This is a genomic window from Cuniculiplasma divulgatum, assembly GCA_031200235.1.
Lineage (GTDB): Archaea > Thermoplasmatota > Thermoplasmata > Thermoplasmatales > Thermoplasmataceae > UBA509.
Genome location: CP133595.1, coordinates 1,835,595 through 1,856,143 on the forward strand (window position 1 = coordinate 1,835,595; position 20,549 = coordinate 1,856,143).

Sequence of the window (20,549 nt, forward strand, 5' to 3'; positions counted from 1 at the left end):
AATATGAGAATTGAAAAAAATGATTTCAAATTTTTAAGGGGAAAATCGGTATGGCGTGTTCGAACGAGATGAAAACAGCGATAATTAATGAGTCTACAAAATTTTCAGGTCTGGGCAGATACGCACAGTACCTTGCAAAGGCTACAAACTCTGAATTATTCTCCTTAAGATTGGATTATTCGATTAATCCTTCTAACTACCCAGGCAATGTAATGGTGTTCACTCCAATTGTGAAGGTAGGGAATGGATGGTATTTTAACCACAGGTTTCCTGCTATTTCGTTAAGGATGCCTAAAAAGTGGGTGAAGGATAAAATATCTAAAGAAACTGTATTGCACTACTCATCACAGTTAATTCCATGGATTAACCTTGAAAACAGATATATTTTCACAGTTCACGATCTTTTCGGGCTGAACAGAGAATTTGGCAATAATAAAATTGAAAAGATCCTTAAACAAAACTTAAAAGATATTATTTCAGCAGATAGAATAGTTACGGATTCAAATCATGTGCAAAAGCAATTAGATGCACTGGGAGCCTCAGGGAAAACAACAACAATATATCCTCCGGTTTCAAGCTCTTTCAAAAAATTGGAGAATAAATCCAGTACCCGGAATTACCTGGGATTGCCAGATAACAAGATTCTTGTTTTAAGTGTTTCCTCGCAGGACCCAAGGAAGAATCTTAAGGCCGTTGTTGAGACTATGAATGTGCTGGGAAATGATTTTGCCTTGGTAAGGGTTGGTAAGCCAGTTGATAGATGTTATTCTTTTACTAACGTAGATGATGAGAAGTTGAATATGATATTTAATGCATGCGACGCATTGCTGTTCCCATCCCTGGACGAGGGTTTTGGCTACCCTCTGGCAGAAGCAATGACTGTTGGCCTGCCTTCTGTTGCTTCGGATATAGAAATATTCCGTGAAACAGCAGGTGATGCAGCAGTGCTGGTTGATCCTTCTCCTGTAAAACTGGCCAAAGCTATACAAGAAGCCATAGCTAATAGTGAACACCTTGCTAAAAAAGGGATTAAGAAATCTGAGCGTTATTCTTTGGAACGCTTCAAATCTGATGTCTGCGCCTTATATAGTGAATTGGAGCTAGACGGGTTTTGATTTCAACGGGCAAATTCTATCTCAGAGGGTAATATCTGAACTGTTAGTATACTTCCATTTTTTTGTAAGCGGGAAAGGAACGGACTTGCTCTAAAAATGGATCAACTCATTGTGAATGTACACCTTCAATAGAAAACATTCAGTAGTTATACACTATTTTTCTTTACGGTCGGCAAAATTTATCAGGACCAGTTCATTAGCTGAAAGATAAAGAGTTGAGTGACTGCTTCTTGTCTGCACTGATTGCTTCCCATCATAGACCAGTTGTTGTAGAAGCCATAAGAAGCGTATTAAATCAGGATCTTGACAGAGATAAATATGAGATTCTGGTTGTAGCGGACACAAAACTGAAAGAGTTACGAGAATTTGAAAATAATCCCAGAGTTAAAATAATTTATTCGGACAGGGATGATCCGGGCGGGAAATGGGCTGAGGCTATTGAAGCATCCAAGGGAGATGTGCTCTGTTTCCTCGACGATGATGACATGTGGGTCAGCAACAAGCTCAGTTACGTAAAGGAGAAGTTCGACCATGATGATTTATTGGGATATTTTCACAACGGCCACAAAAGTGTTGATTTCTCAGGGAACATAATTCACGGCTATAAGGAGCTGAGACACTACTATGCCGTTCAAAAGATAAAGGAATATTCTGAATTACCTGCCAAAAGAGGGTCTGTTAACTTTCAGCATCTGGCTTCGCTGGGAGCCCCATTCAACAGCAGCTGCATATCCATCAGAAAGAGCTTAGTTGTGCCATACCTTGATTACTTGAGCAGGGGGAAGTGGATGGTGGATTATTTCTGGTTTTACGCGTTTGCTGTTAGTTTAACAAGAATACTTATAGAAGACACTCCCCTGACTTTATACCGCAGACGGCCAGATATAATCGGGGAAAGACTCAACAATATAGAAAACGGAAAGGATCAAAAGATCGAAATCTATAGAAGATACCTTTCATCGCATGAAATTTACAAAGCTATGGGCAATGGTCTGGAGATCAGCACTTACTTTGATTGGATTATTGCCAAGATAAAAATAATTCTGACAATATACAGTACCACTGACTATGATGTGGAAAATAAAAGCATTATATCAGAATTAATTAGGAATATGCCTCTCAACAATTTTAACTCCATTTCCTCAACAATGCTTCTTGTCTTTGCGTATCTTATTAGAATAATATCCGGACGCTTGTCAATGATTTTCCTGATTTCCTTGGAAAGGCTTAAGTTATCCGTTTTATAAGAGTAAAAGATGTTAGGCGAGATGTCGGATAGGATAACAATAATTTATCCGGAGATATCGACGCCAAGCGGCACCAAAACTTATGTAACCAATTTCCTTAAAGGCATGGACAGGACTGGACTGCCATACAGAAAAATACCCATCAAGAAGAGTGAAATTTCTTTCGCGGGAAAACCAATGCTCGGTTTCCTCTCCCAGTATCTCACTTCAAATTTCAAGAGGTCCAACACAGCAGTATCTCATTCCCTTTCCCCCAGTGCAATTGTGAGAGGTACCAATCTGGTTACTGTACATGATGTCATCCCATTTCTCAACCGTGATATTTACCTGAAAAGTTACCTTCAGAAGACCTCGTTTGCCTTGACAATGCGAAGAGTTCTCCACACCCAGTATCTATTACTGTCTTCCAACACCAGCATGAAACAGTTTCTCTCGTGCGTGGATATGGATGAAGGCAGGTTATTTGTTGTGCCACATGCGATTGACCATGATATTTTTTATCCCACCAAGGAAGCGAAGAAATTTCCGGACAATAAAATAAGCATTGTTATGGTCAGCGACTTCAATCCGCGAAAGAGAGTTGACATCGCTGTGAAAGCTCTTTCAAATGATCCAGATATTGAGTTCTATCACATTGGTCCTGATAATGCCTGGAGCGGTGTCCGTAACAGAATACAAAAACTGAGCGCTGGAGCCAAAAACATTCATTTTATGGGTGAAATGAATATTGAATCCATAAGGTCTAATATCAGTTCTGCTGATTTTTTTCTGTTTCTTACGGATAATGAAGGTTTTGGATTGCCTCCTCTCGAAGCGCTTGCATGCGGGACAAACGTAATAGTGAGCGATCTGGAGATTTTTCATGAAACTATGGGTGATTTTGCCTTTTATGTCAGGAACGAAGATTTTAGTTCAGACTTTGTTAAAAAACTGCTAAATCGCAAGAAAAAAAAGGAGGAATTAGTATCGTATTCAATGAAATATTCAATAGATAATCTTGCTCTTAATTCCCTGAAAGTGTACAAAAGAATAATGGAGTAGCCTATTATTGGAGTAATATATATGCAGGAGCATAAAAAGAATGATTTCTCAGTGGTCCAAATATGTCATGGTCCTTTGATTCCGGAATATTCAAGTGCATATTCTCTCAGATGTCACTCAGTTATCAGGAATTTGAAACGTACGTTAATCTCATGCGGTGGGGCTATTTTCAGGGATGCAAAGTCTGGAAATTCAGAACAATACAGATCGCTAATTCTGACCGGATTATCATTGTTTCTGGGAAACCGGTCTCTCGAAATTTACATTTCCAGAGGCAAATACGTGAGAAGGAAGTATCTTCGAAGATTATATGAACTGGTTCGCAGCTCTGAAGTGATTATTTTTGAGGGGCCGTGGCAGTATCCGCTGGTGAGAGACAAGATTAAGGACAAACTTGTTGTCTACGATGCCCACAATGTTGAATATAATCTGAGGGATGGAAACGTATACCAGGATGAATGCAAGAAAGTGGAAGGAGACCTGCTGCAAAGGGCGGATATTGTTTTTTCTGTCACCAAGAAAGATATGAAGAGTTTTATTGACATTTACCATGTTGAAGAAAAAAAATTATATTTCACACCTCATTTGATAGACATTGCCTCAGCAGGGTGGAAAGGCTCAGATTCAAACTGCATAGTTTTCATTGGTTCCGTTTACTCCCCAAATAATTCTGCACTGGATAGAATATATGATCTGGCACAGAAATATCCGAAGTACAAATTCGAGATCATAGGTAGCGTTCGCAGCACAAGGAGACATAAGCCAAAAAATCTGATATATCATGGTACCGTAGATGGGCCAACTAAGGACGAGATCATGAGCAGGTGTTTTCTTGCGTTAAATCCGGTCACAGAAGGAAGTGGCAGGAATGTGAAGATGATCGACTATCTTGCCCATGGCCTGCCGATACTGAGCACCCCCGTGGGCATAAGAGGACTAGAAGGATTCGATATTTCTAGCTCTGTTGTAGTGAGTCATCCTGACAAGTTCGGTGAGAACATTGACAAATTAGCTGCTGATCGCGAAGGTCTCAAGAAGATGTCAACTAACGCCAGAGAACTGTATGAAAATATCTTAAAAGCCGAGGGAAGCATTGATCCGGAAGAGATAATATTGAAGAAATATGAGGTAAAGAGGTAATGACATATTGATGTGCCGCCCAATGTTTGCCATCCTAGGTTCATTATCATAGAGAGTGACATATAGCAATCAACATCTATAAGTGCTCTCTTCAAGAATCAATCAAGAATTCATCATAAAGTTACTTGTGTAGAAATAGTGGGATCATAAATTAGGCATAGACATAATAAAAATGCAGAAAATTAAAAAAGTAGCGGCTGATGAAAACAAAGCGGTATAATCCGAACCATTCCGGAAATATTGTTATAAATTAATTCATATCTTTTTATCTGATTGTTATGAAGATTTCAAAATTTGAGATTATAGCACGAGACAAGGTGAATCAGCCTCTCTACCCCTATGTAAAGCCAACAGACTACTACCTTGACATCCTCGGAGAGAAATCCCCGACAGAAGCTGCGATGATTGACAATGTAGCAATCCTGAAAATGACTGCAGATGACGGTTCCAGTTCCTATTTCAACACCTCTTCCCTTGTGGCGGATTACGCCCTTACATTATTCAGGAAGATCGAAAACTGGGATGCCTCAGAGATCGGCATGGCATGGGACTTTCTCTACCGTTATTCGCTTCCCCTGGGGAGGGCCGGAGTCTCCATGCATGCAATCAGCGTGATCAACCTCATGATGTATGACCTCTACGCAAGGCACCTGAAAGTCCCGGTATATGATCTCCTCGGAGGAAAGACAAGGGGTAAGATCAAAGCATACGCCAGCCACCTTCACCCTCTCCCCCTGAAAGAACTGCAGAAGGAAGCCCAGGAGTATGTCGAAGAGGGATACAGGGTTATGAAGATGCGTTTCAGCTCAGGGCCGGCAGATCCAAACGCAATGGAGAAGAACGAGGAACTGGTCAAAGCCGTAAGGGATCAGGTTGGCTACAATATTGAACTTGCTGCGGATGCCTGGATGTCGTGGACCTATAACTTCGCGGTGAGAATGCTCAAGAAGCTGGAAAAGTATGATCTTGCATGGGTTGAGGAGCCGCTCCATCCTGATGATTTCGAAGGGTTCAAAACACTGGTCAGGAATGTGGAAACGCCCATATCTGCGGGGGAACACCATTACCATGTTCATGACATGAAGAAGCTTCTTGATGCGGGCATACGGATACTCCAGCCTGACACCATGTGGACAGGCGGGCTCACCAGCATGAAGAAGATAGCGGGGCTTGCAGAATCCTATGGTGCCCAGGTCATTCCCCATGCAGGAAATGTATATAACCTGCATTTCATCATATCCGAACCGCAGGCCATTACCCCTCTGGCAGAGTACCTCACCAGGTACAGGGAATGGATGGAACAGCACATGACCGGAATTCCGCACCCGAAGAACGGTTACATCACACTGCCTGAAAGGCCCGGCTTTGGAGTTGAATATGACGGTGGAAAATAATACATTCAGCATCAATGTAATCAAGACCGGCGAATCCGAAGTGCCTGCTCCTGAGGTATTCTGGATGGAGGGCTGGAATCAGTGGGAGAAGCTTTCATTTCACGCACTCCTGCTGCGGAACAAAAACATGAATTTTCTCATCAACACAGGGCTACCATCCGATCTCAGCGAGAGAAACAGGGCCATGGTGGATTTTGGAGGAGAACGCTGCATTTTCAGGTCCATTGACATCACCAGGGAACTGAAACGCCTTGGCGTGGAACCTTCTGATGTTAATGGCATTTCCTTCACGCCCCTGCAGGATTACACAACAGGAGGGATTCCTCTTTTCCAGAATGCGAAAATCTACCTGGACAGGAGAGGATGGACGGAGGATATTGTGGCACCGCGTGTCAGGAAACATCAGTCAAGAAACCTTTTCATCCCCGAACAGAATCTGCGCCATCTGATGTTTGACGCGTGGAACCGCGTTATATTGTTTGACAGCGTGTACCCTTACAGCATAGCCCCTGGTCTTGCAGTCATGTGGGTGGGATGCCACCACCGTTCATCACTTGCTTTCCAGATTTCAACCAGGTCAGGTAACGTCATTTTCTCGGACTGCTCATTCAAGAGGAGGAACCTGGAGGAGAACATACCCATAGGCATAGCTGAAAATACCCTGGAATGCCTGGATGCATATTCAAGATTCAGTGGAAAAGGCACATTCCTCTCTGCATACGATCCGGAGATTGACGGGCTGGAGTTTTAGTCGAGTGCAGTGAGAAATATTTTTTCAAACTTTTTTGATTCTAAGTTTTAGATAATGTGCCTATAATTGGTTTAAGATTTTTAATTTTCTGGAGTTTTACTCTATATGAAGCGTCGTCCACGAATGATTATATAATTACGCCAGTGGATCCTCTAGGCAAATAGGATCGGTTTCATTCCTAATCTTAATCCATAAAGGATTCTAGCTGTTATGAAGGGTTTAAGGATAGTGTACCGAATTTTGTGTAATTCCTAGACCTATTACTAGGATCATGAGAGAAGTTTCATGAAAAATGAAAGGATGCCTCCAGGAACCACCCAAGGGTCGATAAACCATAGAAAACCCAAATAAAAGGTCATCTGATAGTGTTACACCGACTATAATGGCGTTCATTTGATGTTTCTATAATACCAATAATATGCATTTCATGAACGGCCGTAATATTTCTTCGTTCTTTCTCATCGGAGGAGAGCGCCGTGAAGATGATCTATCTCAGGGTGGCTGAGATAAATGAGAAATGCTCTCTCAGATCTCTGGGGGGATTCTATAAATGCCAGGATGAGATCAGGAAAAGGTTCCAGAAGAGGTATCCTTTATAAATACACAACTTTCGGGACGCTATAAAATGCCGTTTAAGAAATCAATTAGTTTATTAAAAGAAACGGAAAAATCGCTGCGGGAATAGCAAACGCGGATGTAAGGGCCAGAAATCCCAAAAAATTTGGCAGGAACGACAGATATTGACTTTTTAAAAAGAAGCTCGGAAAGAGTAAAAGAATCAATTTCAGAATATTTTGAGTAGTCTATGAACGAGACCGTTCCTAATCTAGGTTTTCTATCTAAATAGAACCTCAAATCACTTTTGTTATTAATAAGAAAGCTATAATTTTGAGCCTGAATCTCTCTAACTTCTTGAACAATTGAATCCAAATCGCTCATTATTTGGTATGCAACAGAAATATTATACCTGGATACATACTCTGTAAATATTCCTCTTAGGTTCTCTATAGCCTCAGCATCCTCTCTACTTGGTGCGATAATGTATCCAACTCGCAAGTCATCCCCACCAAAAAATTTAGTAAATGTGTTAATACGATAAGTGTTGGCAGGGTAATGTAAAGCATCTAAATTGGAGGAAAACATAAGAAAAGTTTCGTCGATCAAATAAGCTGAATAACCCTCAGGTATCTGTAATAGGTCACCAGTAGGATTATTGGGGTTACTAGTAATGAATAAGCCAGAGTCTTTGGAGGTATAACCTAGATGAGGAGGCAATTTATAAAGTGGTTCGTAATCAGGAAGATTTGTCAGGCTGCTTCTGATTCCAGTCTCATATATGTGATAGATAGAAGTAAAAAATGCTTCAGTAGCCCCGTGGGTTATTACCACCTGAGATTTGTCACAATTGTTTATACTTGCTATAGATTCCTTCAGATCTCCTTCTGAAACTAATGATTTAACATCGAAGTATTTTTCAAGAGATATCCTTCCATACATTCCACTCTGAGAGAGATCGTATTTTCCAGTATGGGAGTGAATCCACGAACCAGTTTCAAACCCTATCATTTTACGTTACCTTCTTCTAGTTGGTCCAGCTTAAATTCTTTTATGTTGTAAAGTTTCACATTTCTTCTGATCAAAATGTAGCCAAGTACTAGCCAGACTACTACCGCTATAGGCATGATCAAGAGGGGCATTGCAATACCTAAAAGCGAATAATAAAGAATAATCAAAAACACAACAATTGCTATAACAGGTAGAATTATATAATAATATTTGAACTGGTCAATCTTCTTGAAATAAATGGGCATAGAAATTGATGTCGTGATGTGATAGAATATGAAGACGAAAGTCCCAAAGAGACCAAGCACAGCTACGCCATAAAATACACCTTCCACCGCACCATATAAAAATACGAACATCTGCGTTAGTCCAAGTGAAAGAACTAGCCCCACTAGTGCAATCAGTAAAGAGCTATTACCTGGGACATCTCCCTTATTTAGTTTGGAAAACCATTGAGGAATTATACGATCTCTCCCGAGGGAATAATATACCCTTGAGGCCGCACCCATTAGGCCGATGGCAGTGCCATAATCTGCAATTAAAAGCAAGACTAAAGCATATATTGCCATAGTTTTTCCTAAATATTTTCCTATAACCGTGTAGCCTGGTGCAGTAAGTGAAACTAATGATGATAAATTTGAGAAACCCCAACCCGCAACTATTGCATATGTTCCAAGAATGAAGACAACAGCGGCAGTTATCACAGTAAGCAGCAAAGCCTTTGCAACATTTCTTTTAGGTATTCTAGACTCCTCTGATAAGGTTAGAATCACACCGTACCCTGAATAACTTCCCAATGCACCGACGATAAATCCTACAAAGAAAGCAGGTAGTGCGCTTATTTTGGGGAACGATAAAGGTTGAAAGGAATTATGCCCGCCCATTAGAACGATTATGGAAATAGCAATAATAATAGCTGAACCCACCTCTATGGCTCCAATGATAGCACCAACGTAAGTCATCAGCTTTACCTTCAGCCGAACTATGAAATAGGCAACTAAAATTACTGAAATATCTATGATATAGATAAGATATAGTGGCAATGTGACGTTATAAAAATATGATACAAAAACAGAAGTCAAATAACCTGTTGTCGCGGCCAGTGCGCCCGTACTAACAGTATATCCACCTGCATAAGCCCATCCTGTAAGATACCCTATCTGCTTTCCTGCTCCAGCAGCCGCATATGCAGCCCACCCACCTGCATTTGAGATTCGCTTACTAAATGGTATAGCTATTCCTATAGATACTAGTGTAACTAAGAATCCAACTAAAAAAGCTTCCACAGCAAAGGGCGTGAATGAAATTACACCTATTGCTGCAAATCCAAATACTCCGAATGGCAAAATTGTTGCCAATGAATAAAATGAAGCTCTAAGCACAGAAACCTGGTTAGGCTCCAACTTACTTTTGTTGACATAATGCTCCATAAGTCACCTCAATGAATTACTAATTGAAAAAATATAAATCTAATTCCAGACCTGTACGTTATTTAATCACTAAAATTATAATTATTTGTTTGATTATACCGGAAAATACCTCAATGAGAAAATTTTGAGCAATAATATACTTTTCCGAGCATTTTGCGGTCGATAATATTATTAAGCCTCTTAGAAATTGCCAACATAGTACCGTCTGATTGGAGGACCGTATCTGCATTTATAATTCAAGGATATTAGAACATAGATGGGGTACATTAGCGCACCTGTTCGGAAGCATTTTGATATATTAATAGGTCATAAATTTGTTAATATGTTGATAACTTACACAATGGATGTTTATACTTTAGAAAGTGTAATTCTGGCACGAAGACATTTCTCCGGAGCATCGAAGTGGTGAGCGGGTAACCATCACCAATTTTTATTTTACCAGGAGATTGTTTATCATGGCAGATCGATTCAGTGGAAAAAAAGCACTTGTCACAGGAGGATCAAGGGGAATAGGAAGGGCAATAGCTCTTGGCCTGGCACGTGAGGGTGCAGATGTATGCATTACCTACTCATCCCATGACAGCGAAGCTGACACATTCGTAAAGGAAGCTGAAAAACTTGGAAGAAAGGCCTACAAATTCAAAATTGATCAGAGCAGGGTTGAGAATGTTCCATCACTGATGAATTATGTTGAAAAGCAGATGGGGCACGTGGATGTTCTGGTCAACAATGCCGGCATCTGCCCATTCAGGGATTTTTTCGATATCGACATGGGGCTCTTCGAAACGGTGATGAAGGTGAACGTCGAAAGCCATTATTTCATCACCCAGGCCGCTGCCAGGAACATGATTGCATCAGGCATCAGGGGGCGTATTCTTTTCATCAGTTCCATAAGCGCAATTGTTGGAGGGGAATTCCAGACGCATTACACCATAACAAAGTCAGGACTGAACGGGCTTGTCCATTCACTGGCAATAGTTTTTGGAAAGCATGGAATACTTGTGAACAGCCTTGAGCCCGGAACCATACTGACTGACATCAATGCAGAGGATCTTTCCAACATGGAGAAGAGAAAGTACATGGAAACCAGGACTGCGGTGAAGCGCCTTGGCCTTCCCGAGGATATGGTGGAGCCTGCCCTTTTCCTGCTGTCGGATCAGAATACCTACGTCACTGGTACTGAGTTACTTGCAGACGGAGGAATGCTGGTTAATCTCCAGTGATTTGCGTTCGGCATAATTTTCAGGAGATGGGTACTGTATAACCCATCCCAGTTCTGTTTCCAGGTTTTCAGTAATAACATGAAACAGTACACGTGTATTGCTTTGACATGTTCTCCCCTGAATAAGTCCGGTTCAGTCCAGCCGGAATACTTCCCTCATGCCATCCGAAGTTCTCTCTGAGGGTGATGTTATGATAACATCATTCATGTATTCCTGCCACCTTGCATTGACATCGCTGCTGTTCACTGTTGCAAGTGTCCTGCCCAGGTCCTCGCATTCCCAGTAGCCGAACACATGTGTGCCGTCCCTGAAGATTGAATAATTTGATATGCCCGCTTCCTTGAGCATTTTTTTCATGTCGCCCCATACATCTGCGTGCCTCCTGTCGTATTCATCCTCCATGCCATGCCGTATTGTGAGATGAAAAGCGTACCTCATGCTGAAGAATTGTGCCACACCCATATAACAGTTGCCCAGTACAGTTACGGCATTAATCAGTGCCAGAACTCTGATACAGCTAAAAAAGAGAAACTGATTGTTATTTTGAGAAGAGACCATGAAGAAACATATGTTCGGACTCCCACTTTGTTATGACCTTGCTCTCTGCCTTTCTCAGTGCCTCAGCAAGCGCAGATTTTGAAAGCCCCACCTTTGCAGCAACATCCTCAAGATGCACCTGCCTTGGCACTTCATAGTACCCTGAAGAATGGGCCCAGTGGAGTGCATGCCTTTCCTGCGGGGTCAGGTCAAGGTTCGTGCCTACGAAATCATCTATATTGACATCCCTTACCTTGAAATAGGACAGCTCTCCCAGATTTTCAAGCTCCCTTCTGGCATCATGAACATCGTCCTGCGGGAGGATGGCAACAATCTCCTCACCTGTTCCGTCAATGAAATCGCTCTGGAACAGTGATGAATGCTCATACATAACTGTGGACACCATGTCCTCATACTTCTCCCTGAATATGATCCTGTAAAGTTTTCTCCTGCTGTCAACAGCGTCCAGCTGCATTACCTCCCTTATGGAACCGGAATGCCTGAAACCGTTGTAGAAGAGCCTGAATCCCTTGAGGAACTCAGACTGGACCTCTATTCCTCCGAAGACATAATTCCTGTCCTTGAACGGCTTTATGATTATTGTGTGTGCAATGCTTCCCGTTTCAGCCAGTGAGTTGGACCAGCACCCTTCATGCCTGATCTTGAACTGCACCAGGATGTACCGGCTGTCGTTTCCGGCGGAAATCTTCATGCATTAGCAATGTGCACTGCAATTAAAATGTTTCTAAGAAAAAATATTTTCACATGTCGCACAGGTTCAGGATCACGTTTATCTAGCAATTTTAAACTCTCATAATGATTACATGAAAGCCCTGGAATGGTCAAACATAAAGGAAATGAAGGTCAGGGAAATGCCGGAGCCCGAGCTTAAGCCGGGATGGGTGCTTCTGAGGGTTGCATTCACCGGCATCTGCGGTTCCGAGCTGTCCGCATACGTGGGCCAGAATGAACTCAGGAAACCACCCAGCGTCATGGGGCATGAGTTTTCCGGTACAGTAATTAAGGCAGACTCGCCTGAGGACGAGTATCTGGTGGGAAAAAAAGTAACAGTGAACCCGCTGGTGACATGCGGCAAGTGCAGATTCTGCCGCAGGGGCGACCGCCAGCTGTGCCCTGAGAGAAAGATAATTGGCGTGAACTTTCCCGGTTCCTTCGCTGAATTTGTGGCTGTGCCGGCATCATCATGCTACCTGACTGATGATCTGCTTCTCGGTTCACTGACCGAACCACTTGCCACGGCATTTCATGCGGTCAGAAAATCACTTGTTGAACCCGGCGACCGGGCTCTGGTCATTGGTGCGGGAACCATAGGGCTCATGGCAACAGCAGTCCTGAAACTTTTTGGCGCGTCATTCATAGCAGTTTCAGAGACGAACCAGCACAGGCGCGAATGGAGCAGGGACTGGGGAGCAGACATGCTCATTGATCCTTCCGCCACAAAGGTTGGCAGCAACACAGCTGCTGAAAAGTACGATGTCGTAATAGATGCTGTAGGCCTGAAGGCAACAAGGAAGTTTGCCATAAATTCTGCTGAATCAGGAGGCAGGGTCATGTTTGTGGGTCTTCATGAGCCGGATGCCGATGTTCCTGGAAATATGGTTATCAGGAACGAGATCAGCATTTCCGGATCATTCTGCTACACCGATGATGATTACAGGAGGTCAGCCGGCCTCATAAATTCAGGGTTTCTCAGCAGCCACAGCAACTGGTATGACATGAGGGATCTGGAAAGGGGCAACGAATCCTTCATGGAACAGCTGAAGCCGGATGCGCCATTCTCGAAGATTATTCTCTCATCAGAGGCCTGATACAATGAAGATAGGAAACGTCAGGATTGGCGGTAAGGTTGAAGCTGCTGTGCAGATTGAAAACAGAATCATTCCCATGTCTTCTGTTAAAGGGTTTCAGGAAAAGTACGGGAGTGCAGTTACAGATGACATCATCCGGAATCCGGAAATGTATCAGGCTGCCGCTGCACTGGCAGATCATGTGCCCACATCCGTCCAGATCGATGATGGAAAGATGTCATTTGCGCCCGTTGTAATGCAGCCACAGAAAATAATCTGCGTGGGGCTTAATTACAGGAGCCATGTAGAGGAGACCAGAGACAGGATTCCCGAAAGTCCCGTGCTGTTCAGCAAGTATGCAAATTCCCTGGCAGGATCCGGGGATGCCATAGCAATACCGCAGGAAACCAGGCAGCTGGATTACGAAGGTGAACTTGGCATAGTCATTGGGAAGAAGGGTAGCAACATAAGGGAATCCGATGCCCTTGATCATGTTTTCGGCTACTTCATAGGCAACGATGTCTCCGCAAGGGATCTGCAGTTCAGGACCTCGCAGTGGCTACTTGGGAAATCGGGTGATGGTTTCTATCCATGCGGGCCGTTCATAACAACTGCAGATGAGATCAGGGATCCCCAGAAGCTGTCCATAAGAACCAGGCTCAATGGGGAAATCAGGCAGGATTCTGACACTTCATACATGATATTCTCCTGCTCTTACCTCATCAGCTACATTTCAAGATTCATGACACTCTATCCCGGCGACATAATCTCCACAGGAACACCTGAGGGCGTGATACTCGGGATGCCTGAGGACAGGAGGGTATGGATCAGGAGCGGTGACAGAGTATCAGTAGAGATAGAGGGCCTTGGCAGGCTTGAGAACACATTCTCCTGAATGCAAAGGCCAGTGTTTCCAGAATATGGGATAGTGGGGCAGCATGAGCGTTGAAGGCAGAGAAGTGCAGGATCGGCAGGGAAGAATGATGTTCCAGCAGCTTGAAAGCATACGGGATGTGATGATGGATTCCCTCATGAAGAACTATGTCCCTTTTCCCATCGACAGGTCAGTCTGCAGTGCCTGGACCGACTCACTTAAAAAGGGCGGGGAGACAATCATATACACATCATTCATGTACCAGCTTTCCAGCCTCTTCAGGGCATACGAAAAGCACCTTTCAACCTTTGCAAGGATGGGAGGATCGGCAAGGCTTGCATCACTCGGGAAGTTCTTCATAAAGCCTGACAGGGATGATCTCAGGAGAGGCTACAGGATTCTTTCAAACATATCAAACCTGCTCCTGAAGAACGGCATAGATCATGGTTACCTGTACGATGATGAGCCATACAGCGGAGGATTACTGCTGGAACTTGGCATGCTTGATCAGTTCTGGGAATACGGATCCAGGGTGCTGAAACTGATGAAAGATCATGGGGTAAAGCGGGTAATTACTGTGGATCCACACACAACAAATGCAATGAACAGGCTTAAGGAGCATTTCGGAGCAGACATCGAGGTCCATAATTACCTCACCCTGATCCAGAAATATTCCGGCAGGGGGAAATTTGTCTTCCATGATCCATGCCTGTATACCAGATATGACACCATTGGGGGCAAGATAAGGGAAATCGCCGGCACCGCAGGAGTTGAGCTCATTGAGGACAGGATGGTCACTAGCCGGGACCTTGGCACGTGCTGCGGAGGACCCCTGGGGCCTGTCAATATGGACCTCAGCGACAGCATAGCAAAATACAGGGCCGAGAAACTGCTAACCGTATCACAGAACGTCATGGTGGCATGCCCGCTCTGCTACCAGAACCTTAAGCCATACGTGAGCGGCATGAAGGATCTGGCGGAGGTGATTGAATGAGCAACTGGAGCATTGCAATTGAACGTGCCCTGGAAAACAACGTGCCTAAGGTTGATTCCATCCTTGAGAAATATCCATACCTTCACATGATGGCGGATGAAATAAGGGACGCAAAGCTGAGGGTCATTGCCGATCTTGATTCATATGTGAAGCAGACCATGGAATCTGTAGAGGCAACCGGAGGCAGGGCATACCTTGCAAGAACAACTGACGAAGCCCGGGACATCCTGAAGAAGATTGTGGGTACGGGCCGAAAAATAGTCATGGCAAAGTCAAACGTGGCACATGAGATAGACATTATCAACACTCTTGAGAAAGCCGGTAATTCAGTATCAGAGACGGACCTGGGGGCATATCTGATTCAGCTTTCTGGAGATGAATCATCACACATCGTCTTCCCGTCACTGCACATGACAAGGGAGGATATAGGCAGGATGCTTCATAAAGAGCTTGGGCTGCAGCTATCAGACAGATCAACCACGGAGGAGATTGTTACTGCAGTGAGGCAGCTTTTGCGAAGGAAATACATGGAAGCCGACATTGGCATATCCGGTGCCAATGCAATCTCAGCTGACACAGGATCTGTGGTACTTGTAGAAAACGAGGGGAACATACGCATAGATACGGTGCTGCCCCCGGTTCATATCATAATAACTGGAATAGACAAGATTGTGCCGACCCTGAATGATGCCATGAAGGAGGCCATGGTCCAGTCGGCATATGCAGGTCTCTATCCCCCAACATATGTTAACATAACATCTGGCCCAAGCTCAACTGCAGATATAGAGCTGAGGAGAGTGAGCCCGGCAACTGGGCCGAAAGAGGTTCATGTCATCCTTCTTGACAACGGGAGAATGGAAGCGAGCAGGGACGAATCCATGAAAGAAGCACTTCTATGCATAAAGTGTGGACGGTGTTATTTCGCCTGCCCTGTATACAGAGTACTGGGCAAGGAATGGGGACGGCAGCCCTATGGTGGACCTACCGGGGCTATGTGGACTGCCATTGTCAACGGGGACTATGCAACGGCAGAGTACTGCACACACTCTGGAGGATGTAGGGAAGTTTGCCCAATGAAAATCAACATTCCAAGGGTGCTGGAATATATAAAATGGGAAAACATGCGCCCCAGTCAATAATTACGAATCAAATTGCTGTCTACTGGTGGCATGCTCACCCTTTGACATACATAGTTTTGCTGCATGGTTCTCGAAATCAAGTGGCATAAATTTGCTATCCCATCCCTTATGCCGGAGCAATTAGGCATAACGTTAGTAATCTTATGAAATGTATTGGCAGTGGGTATGAATTAACCGAAGATATAAATTTGTATATCTTGCGTTAATTGCATATAATGAAATTACCCATAGCAAAGCAACTGAAAAAACAATCTCAAGTTCAGATTGCCTTTCTTCAGGATGAAATCATAGATGTTCTCTATTCGCTGACAGATGATTTGGTTTTCCATGGAGGAACAGCCATCTGGCGATGCTATGAAGGTAAGAGATTCTGCGAGGATCTTGATTTTTATTCCCACTCTTTTCCAGAAATCTTGACGGAATTTCAGGAATCAGTCATGTCACATGGTCTGTCAGTTCCAAGGATTAAAGATACCGGAGATGCAATATCCTTAACCATAAAGAACAATAACGCAATGGTAAGGGTAGAAGTCAACCACGTATCCAGTGTGACAGGCAATCAGATGGCTTACGAGCTCAGTGATGTGACTCATGTTGAGGTCTTAAGTCTGACAGCTGACCAGTTTATCAACGAGAAAATGCTGGCTTATACTGATCGCCGTTACATCAGAGACATTTATGATATTTACCACATTTCAACCAATTATCAATTGCTGGCTTCCACCCGGATAAATCTTATGGAATTCCTATCCGACTTACCACCAACTGTTGATGAACCCGTACTGCGGACACTTGTTTACACTGGGCTGACTCCAACCTTTGAGAACATGGTAAGAGACATAAAGAGGCATATTAGATGAAATTCATGAAGGAATTCATTGCACAGTTTTCCTCCAAACCGGTCTTCACATCATACGAAGCCAGAAATTTCTTCACGCTCAGACACGGTCCAGAAGGTTACTATAAGCTTGTGCTGAATAATCTTGTTAAATCCGGAAGAATATACAGGATCACCAGGGGGAAATATTCCTTCTATGATGATATCCAGTACGTGGGATTTGCTTTCAAGCCATTTTATTACGGATTGCAGGATGCGTTGTCTATCCGGAATCTATGGGAGCAGGAGACGAATCCAGTCATAATTACGCCAAGACGGGTCAGAAGTGGCGTTCGGACTTTTCGGGGAAGGAATTATGTCATACGGTGGATCGAGAGAAGCATGTTTTTCGGTTACTCTCTTGTGGAATATGGCGATTTCTTCATTCCAGTCGCTGACACAGAAAAGATCCTAATCGATATGGTGTATTACCATGAGTTTTTGCTTGAGGAAGTCAAAAACGAGATTTTGAGGGCTGTTAACAAGAAAAAACTTCAGGAGTATATTCTCATGCTTCCTGAGTACATGAAGAAACGGGTCATTGCATTTATTGGTATTGGCGAATATGAAAAAGAAACAGCACCTGAATAAATGCGCAGCAGAAACAGGCCCATGGTAAACAAATGAATAAACGTTTGATTAGGTTCTACAAATAAACCATTATGGGTTTTCCCGGAACCCTCATTTGTTGGTTAGTAGCCACAAAATCCGAATTCACAACGTTATTCATATTGTGTATTTATTCTTACATAAAGTGGTCCAGGATAAAGCTAATGAGAGGGAATAATCCCAGAAGCACTATCCAGGCCACATTTATTCATCCTGGTGCCTATGTTTCCGACCTGAAGCTCTTGCCAAGCTCCATTCCAAGCGTGAAGTAGTGGCGGAAAGAATAGATGAGGGGTTTCCACAAGGGCGGATTAACATGGCTTCTGTCCAGAATTATGTCCCTGTGCGCATACACCGCTATTGCTTTGACCTCCACGATTGCGGCAAAGGCGGAATTGCCCTCCCTCAGATCATAAATGTTGCTCACCGAGCACTCCATCTGCAGCTGGCATTCAAGCACCCTTGGCGGCGTTACATTTTCAGACATTACAGGTGTAAGGCCGGAGGCAGAGAATTTATGGGGTTCATACCTGAAAACACTTGATTTCTGTTCAGGCACGGGATTCTTTCCCGTGAGGGGTGCCAATTTCTCTACATTCTTCCACATTGTGCCATCTGGGAAGTTCAGTGTGCATTCTCTGGTGTTCCGGAGATTCTCGAAGGTTTTCCCAAGTGTCGAGAGCCCAAGTACAATGGAGTTTCCAAGCGCCCATGCCGATGACATCGGAGAGAGATTGACATTTCCTTCACTGTCAACTGTTGAGACCAGTACCACTGGGGTGCCAAAATACAGTATTTTTGGCTTGATTTTTTCTATGTCATGTTCGTAACTGGTCTCATAAGTATTGTCATCGCTACTATCTGCACTTTTCTGATTCCATGCTGTCCCAGATTCCTTATCTGTTGCCATACTAGCAGATAATTGATTCCTATAGGTTTGTTGTCATATATCTGCAGATTGAAATACGTTGATGTATTTTTATACTGGAAGGCGATCATCCTATCATAATTGAAAAAAGAAGAAATTTTCCTGGCGCTTTCCAGTACCCTGAGAATCAGCATTGTTGAATTTCTTTCCCGAGGACCCGCTTCAGTTAACCAGATTGTGGCAGGCCTGAATTATGCTCAACCTAGAGTTTCCAATGGTCTGTCAGTTCTCCAGGCATCAGGGCTAGTGGATTCCATAAAGATAGGAAGAGAAAAGTTCTACAGACTTTCCCCTGAATATCTCGAGGATATTGTGGGGTGGCTTGATTCCATACTCAATTCAAAGGAAACTGCAGGACCCAAAACAACACGTGTTCTTTCAAGGGCCATGGTGGAGGTACATTATGCACGAACATGCTACGACCATCTGGCTGGCATAAAGGGAGTGGACTTCCTGCAAAGATGTATCGCGGAAGGATGGCTGATCCAAGACACAGGCGATAAGGGAATATCATTGACGGAAAAAGGGCGTGTGGAACTACTATCCAGAAACGTTGAGATTCCCATCAGGAAAAACAGCAGGAGGAAATTTGCATATGGCTGCATGGACTGGACAGTAAGAAGTTATCACCTTGGGGGAGCCCTCGGCGCTTCCGTCTTCAGAACACTGGTGAAATCCGGCTATGTTGAAAAAATTCCAGAAACAAGGAAAGTGAGAATGCTGAAAGACCTGGAAGAGTTCTTTGTGTGATACCAGCTTATTGGATATTTTTCAGAGTCTCTCAAGCTTTCCTGTGAATTTAATATTAATGTTGAAAATTCACCTTGATGCATCTTACCCTCAGTCCACGGATTCGAGAGCTGTTCTTATTTGCTAATAAATCTGAGTTCAGGTAATACTGAATAAACCTCGGATCTGTTGGCACGTAATTTTCTTCTGCAGAGAGTTATTCAGATGAGGGGCTTAAGGAGCGCTTGACAGATCGATGTCGCTACGCTTAGTGCAGACTTATAGCAACACGAGGGTTTCTCGATCCGTGTTACTTCCCAACTATTCATTGGGCGGTTTTATTATGTGAACCTTTTAATAGGATTATTTTATCCTAATTTTGTTGTTCTTGAATGTCATATACAGTTGATGTCGTTGTTACCGAGATAAAAGCAGACTTTGCTCCTCCAACTAGTGCCGAGTTTGTGCAGGTCTCTTTTGGATACAGGCTACCAGTTCCAATGCCTCCACAGCAACCAGGTCAAATTCAAATCGGAGCTCCGGTACTGTATAAACATGCGATGCATCTTTTCATACCAAAGCAAAACTGGCTATCTCAGTTCACAATGTGGGAAAATTGCACCATTACTGTTTCTGACGAGGGAGAGGTACAGGTTAAGAAGAAGGTGGACTAATGAGTGAAGGTGAAATCTATTACTCGTATTATTCAACCTATGATGGCCAGATCACTACGAGTCCTAGCATGTACTTATTTAATCCGCGCCCGCCAATGTCGATTTCAGACCAAGTTTATTCTATTCCTGTATTGGATGAACCAAGCGTCTTTCAGGGAAACGCTGAAAATGTGACCGTCAAGAAGTTCCCGGTTCATTTTATAGAATTGTATGGTCTTAAAGATTTACAAATTGATTTTGCGTTACCTCTAAAGCTTGCCTACAGTTATGAGCCTGACACAAAGCTTCATTTTTTTCAGAATTCCGACCTTAATATCAGTTATTCAAATTCTAACTATGAAACGTGTCTAAATGATGTTTTAGAGGAGATATCCGTATTGTGGAAGGAAATAGTTATGGCTGAAGATTCTGAGCTTACATCAGACGCGCTTAAAATTAAACGATATCTTCTTTCGATTACAAAGTAAACTGTGGCC

22 protein-coding genes are annotated in these 20,549 nt (G+C 43.3%); 17 read left to right on the forward strand and 5 right to left on the reverse strand.

Translation table 11 applies throughout. The features are described 5' to 3' along the window. Positions 1-68: 68 nt before the first annotated feature. The 7 genes from RE469_09650 (at position 69) to RE469_09680 (ending at position 7,287) form a co-directional block, all read left to right on the forward strand. Positions 69-1,115, forward strand: a complete 1,047-nt coding sequence (locus RE469_09650; GenBank protein ID WMT44452.1) for a glycosyltransferase family 1 protein — start codon at positions 69-71, stop codon at positions 1,113-1,115. 230 nt (positions 1,116-1,345) lie between these two features. After that, positions 1,346-2,362 carry a glycosyltransferase gene (locus tag RE469_09655; GenBank protein ID WMT44453.1) on the forward strand — a complete coding sequence of 339 codons (1,017 nt, stop codon included), beginning with the start codon at positions 1,346-1,348 and terminating at the stop codon, positions 2,360-2,362. A 21-nt stretch (positions 2,363-2,383) separates the two neighbouring features. Then, positions 2,384-3,403, forward strand: coding sequence for a glycosyltransferase (locus tag RE469_09660; GenBank protein ID WMT44454.1), 1,020 nt, complete (start codon positions 2,384-2,386; stop codon positions 3,401-3,403). Between the two features lie 21 nt (positions 3,404-3,424). Further along, positions 3,425-4,543, forward strand: coding sequence for a glycosyltransferase (locus RE469_09665; GenBank protein WMT44455.1), 1,119 nt, complete (start codon positions 3,425-3,427; stop codon positions 4,541-4,543). A 278-nt stretch (positions 4,544-4,821) separates the two neighbouring features. After that, positions 4,822-5,937, forward strand: a complete 1,116-nt coding sequence (locus RE469_09670) for an enolase C-terminal domain-like protein (protein ID WMT44456.1) — start codon at positions 4,822-4,824, stop codon at positions 5,935-5,937. Further along, entirely contained in the window at positions 5,921-6,688 is a 768-nt protein-coding gene (locus tag RE469_09675; protein ID WMT44457.1) for a hypothetical protein, read from the forward strand. Before RE469_09670 ends, RE469_09675 begins: the two co-directional genes overlap by 17 nt. Before the next feature lie 476 nt (positions 6,689-7,164). Continuing rightward, positions 7,165-7,287, forward strand: a complete 123-nt coding sequence (locus tag RE469_09680) for a hypothetical protein (GenBank protein WMT44458.1) — start codon at positions 7,165-7,167, stop codon at positions 7,285-7,287. A 19-nt stretch (positions 7,288-7,306) separates the two neighbouring features. Here RE469_09680 and RE469_09685 read toward each other — a convergent pair whose 3' ends face one another. Beyond that, positions 7,307-8,254 (reverse strand): pyridoxal phosphate-dependent aminotransferase, encoded by a 948-nt coding sequence (locus tag RE469_09685; protein ID WMT44459.1) that lies wholly within the window; start codon positions 8,252-8,254, stop codon positions 7,307-7,309. Further along, on the reverse strand, positions 8,251-9,681 hold the full coding sequence (locus tag RE469_09690; GenBank protein WMT44460.1) for an APC family permease: 1,431 nt from the start codon (positions 9,679-9,681) through the stop codon (positions 8,251-8,253). The genes RE469_09685 and RE469_09690 overlap by 4 nt, the downstream gene beginning before the upstream one ends. A 455-nt stretch (positions 9,682-10,136) precedes the next feature. Between RE469_09690 and RE469_09695 the strand changes: the two genes are divergently transcribed. Beyond that, entirely contained in the window at positions 10,137-10,904 is a 768-nt protein-coding gene (locus RE469_09695; GenBank protein WMT44461.1) for an SDR family oxidoreductase, read from the forward strand. 132 nt (positions 10,905-11,036) lie between these two features. Here RE469_09695 and RE469_09700 read toward each other — a convergent pair whose 3' ends face one another. Together RE469_09700 and RE469_09705 are read right to left on the reverse strand one after the other, a co-directional pair. Further along, complete coding sequence (locus tag RE469_09700; protein ID WMT44462.1) at positions 11,037-11,342, reverse strand: L-rhamnose mutarotase; 306 nt, start codon at positions 11,340-11,342, stop codon at positions 11,037-11,039. Between the two features lie 100 nt (positions 11,343-11,442). Beyond that, the gene (locus RE469_09705; protein WMT44463.1) at positions 11,443-12,153 is read right to left on the reverse strand and encodes a helix-turn-helix domain-containing protein; all 711 of its coding nucleotides are present in this window, start codon (positions 12,151-12,153) and stop codon (positions 11,443-11,445) included. Positions 12,154-12,265: 112 nt separating this feature from the next. On the opposite strand from RE469_09705, the gene RE469_09710 reads away from it, so the two are divergent. The 6 genes from RE469_09710 to RE469_09735 all read left to right on the forward strand — a co-directional run bounded on the left by RE469_09710 (position 12,266) and on the right by RE469_09735 (position 17,724). Continuing rightward, positions 12,266-13,270 carry a galactitol-1-phosphate 5-dehydrogenase gene (locus RE469_09710; protein WMT44464.1) on the forward strand — a complete coding sequence of 335 codons (1,005 nt, stop codon included), beginning with the start codon at positions 12,266-12,268 and terminating at the stop codon, positions 13,268-13,270. A 4-nt stretch (positions 13,271-13,274) separates the two neighbouring features. Continuing rightward, positions 13,275-14,144 carry a fumarylacetoacetate hydrolase family protein gene (locus RE469_09715; protein ID WMT44465.1) on the forward strand — a complete coding sequence of 290 codons (870 nt, stop codon included), beginning with the start codon at positions 13,275-13,277 and terminating at the stop codon, positions 14,142-14,144. Positions 14,145-14,187: 43 nt separating this feature from the next. After that, positions 14,188-15,117 carry a (Fe-S)-binding protein gene (locus RE469_09720; protein WMT44466.1) on the forward strand — a complete coding sequence of 310 codons (930 nt, stop codon included), beginning with the start codon at positions 14,188-14,190 and terminating at the stop codon, positions 15,115-15,117. Then, positions 15,114-16,256 carry a lactate utilization protein B gene (locus RE469_09725; GenBank protein WMT44467.1) on the forward strand — a complete coding sequence of 381 codons (1,143 nt, stop codon included), beginning with the start codon at positions 15,114-15,116 and terminating at the stop codon, positions 16,254-16,256. Before RE469_09720 ends, RE469_09725 begins: the two co-directional genes overlap by 4 nt. Positions 16,257-16,471: 215 nt before the next feature. Then, on the forward strand, positions 16,472-17,116 hold the full coding sequence (locus RE469_09730; protein ID WMT44468.1) for a nucleotidyl transferase AbiEii/AbiGii toxin family protein: 645 nt from the start codon (positions 16,472-16,474) through the stop codon (positions 17,114-17,116). 5 nt (positions 17,117-17,121) lie between these two features. Then, positions 17,122-17,724, forward strand: a complete 603-nt coding sequence (locus tag RE469_09735) for a hypothetical protein (GenBank protein ID WMT44469.1) — start codon at positions 17,122-17,124, stop codon at positions 17,722-17,724. A 238-nt stretch (positions 17,725-17,962) separates the two neighbouring features. On the opposite strand, the gene RE469_09740 is transcribed toward RE469_09735, so the two are convergent. Further along, a complete protein-coding gene (locus RE469_09740) occupies positions 17,963-18,652 on the reverse strand; it encodes a flavin reductase family protein (protein ID WMT44470.1) in 690 nt (229 codons plus the stop codon). Between the two features lie 99 nt (positions 18,653-18,751). On the opposite strand from RE469_09740, the gene RE469_09745 reads away from it, so the two are divergent. From RE469_09745 to RE469_09755, 3 genes are all read left to right on the forward strand, one after another. Continuing rightward, positions 18,752-19,420 (forward strand): metalloregulator ArsR/SmtB family transcription factor, encoded by a 669-nt coding sequence (locus tag RE469_09745; GenBank protein ID WMT44471.1) that lies wholly within the window; start codon positions 18,752-18,754, stop codon positions 19,418-19,420. A gap of 371 nt (positions 19,421-19,791) precedes the next feature. Further along, positions 19,792-20,073: a hypothetical protein gene (locus RE469_09750; protein WMT44472.1), complete on the forward strand. Its 282-nt coding sequence runs from the start codon at positions 19,792-19,794 to the stop codon at positions 20,071-20,073. Next, positions 20,073-20,540: a hypothetical protein gene (locus RE469_09755; protein ID WMT44473.1), complete on the forward strand. Its 468-nt coding sequence runs from the start codon at positions 20,073-20,075 to the stop codon at positions 20,538-20,540. Before RE469_09750 ends, RE469_09755 begins: the two co-directional genes overlap by 1 nt. Positions 20,541-20,549: the final 9 nt, after the last annotated feature.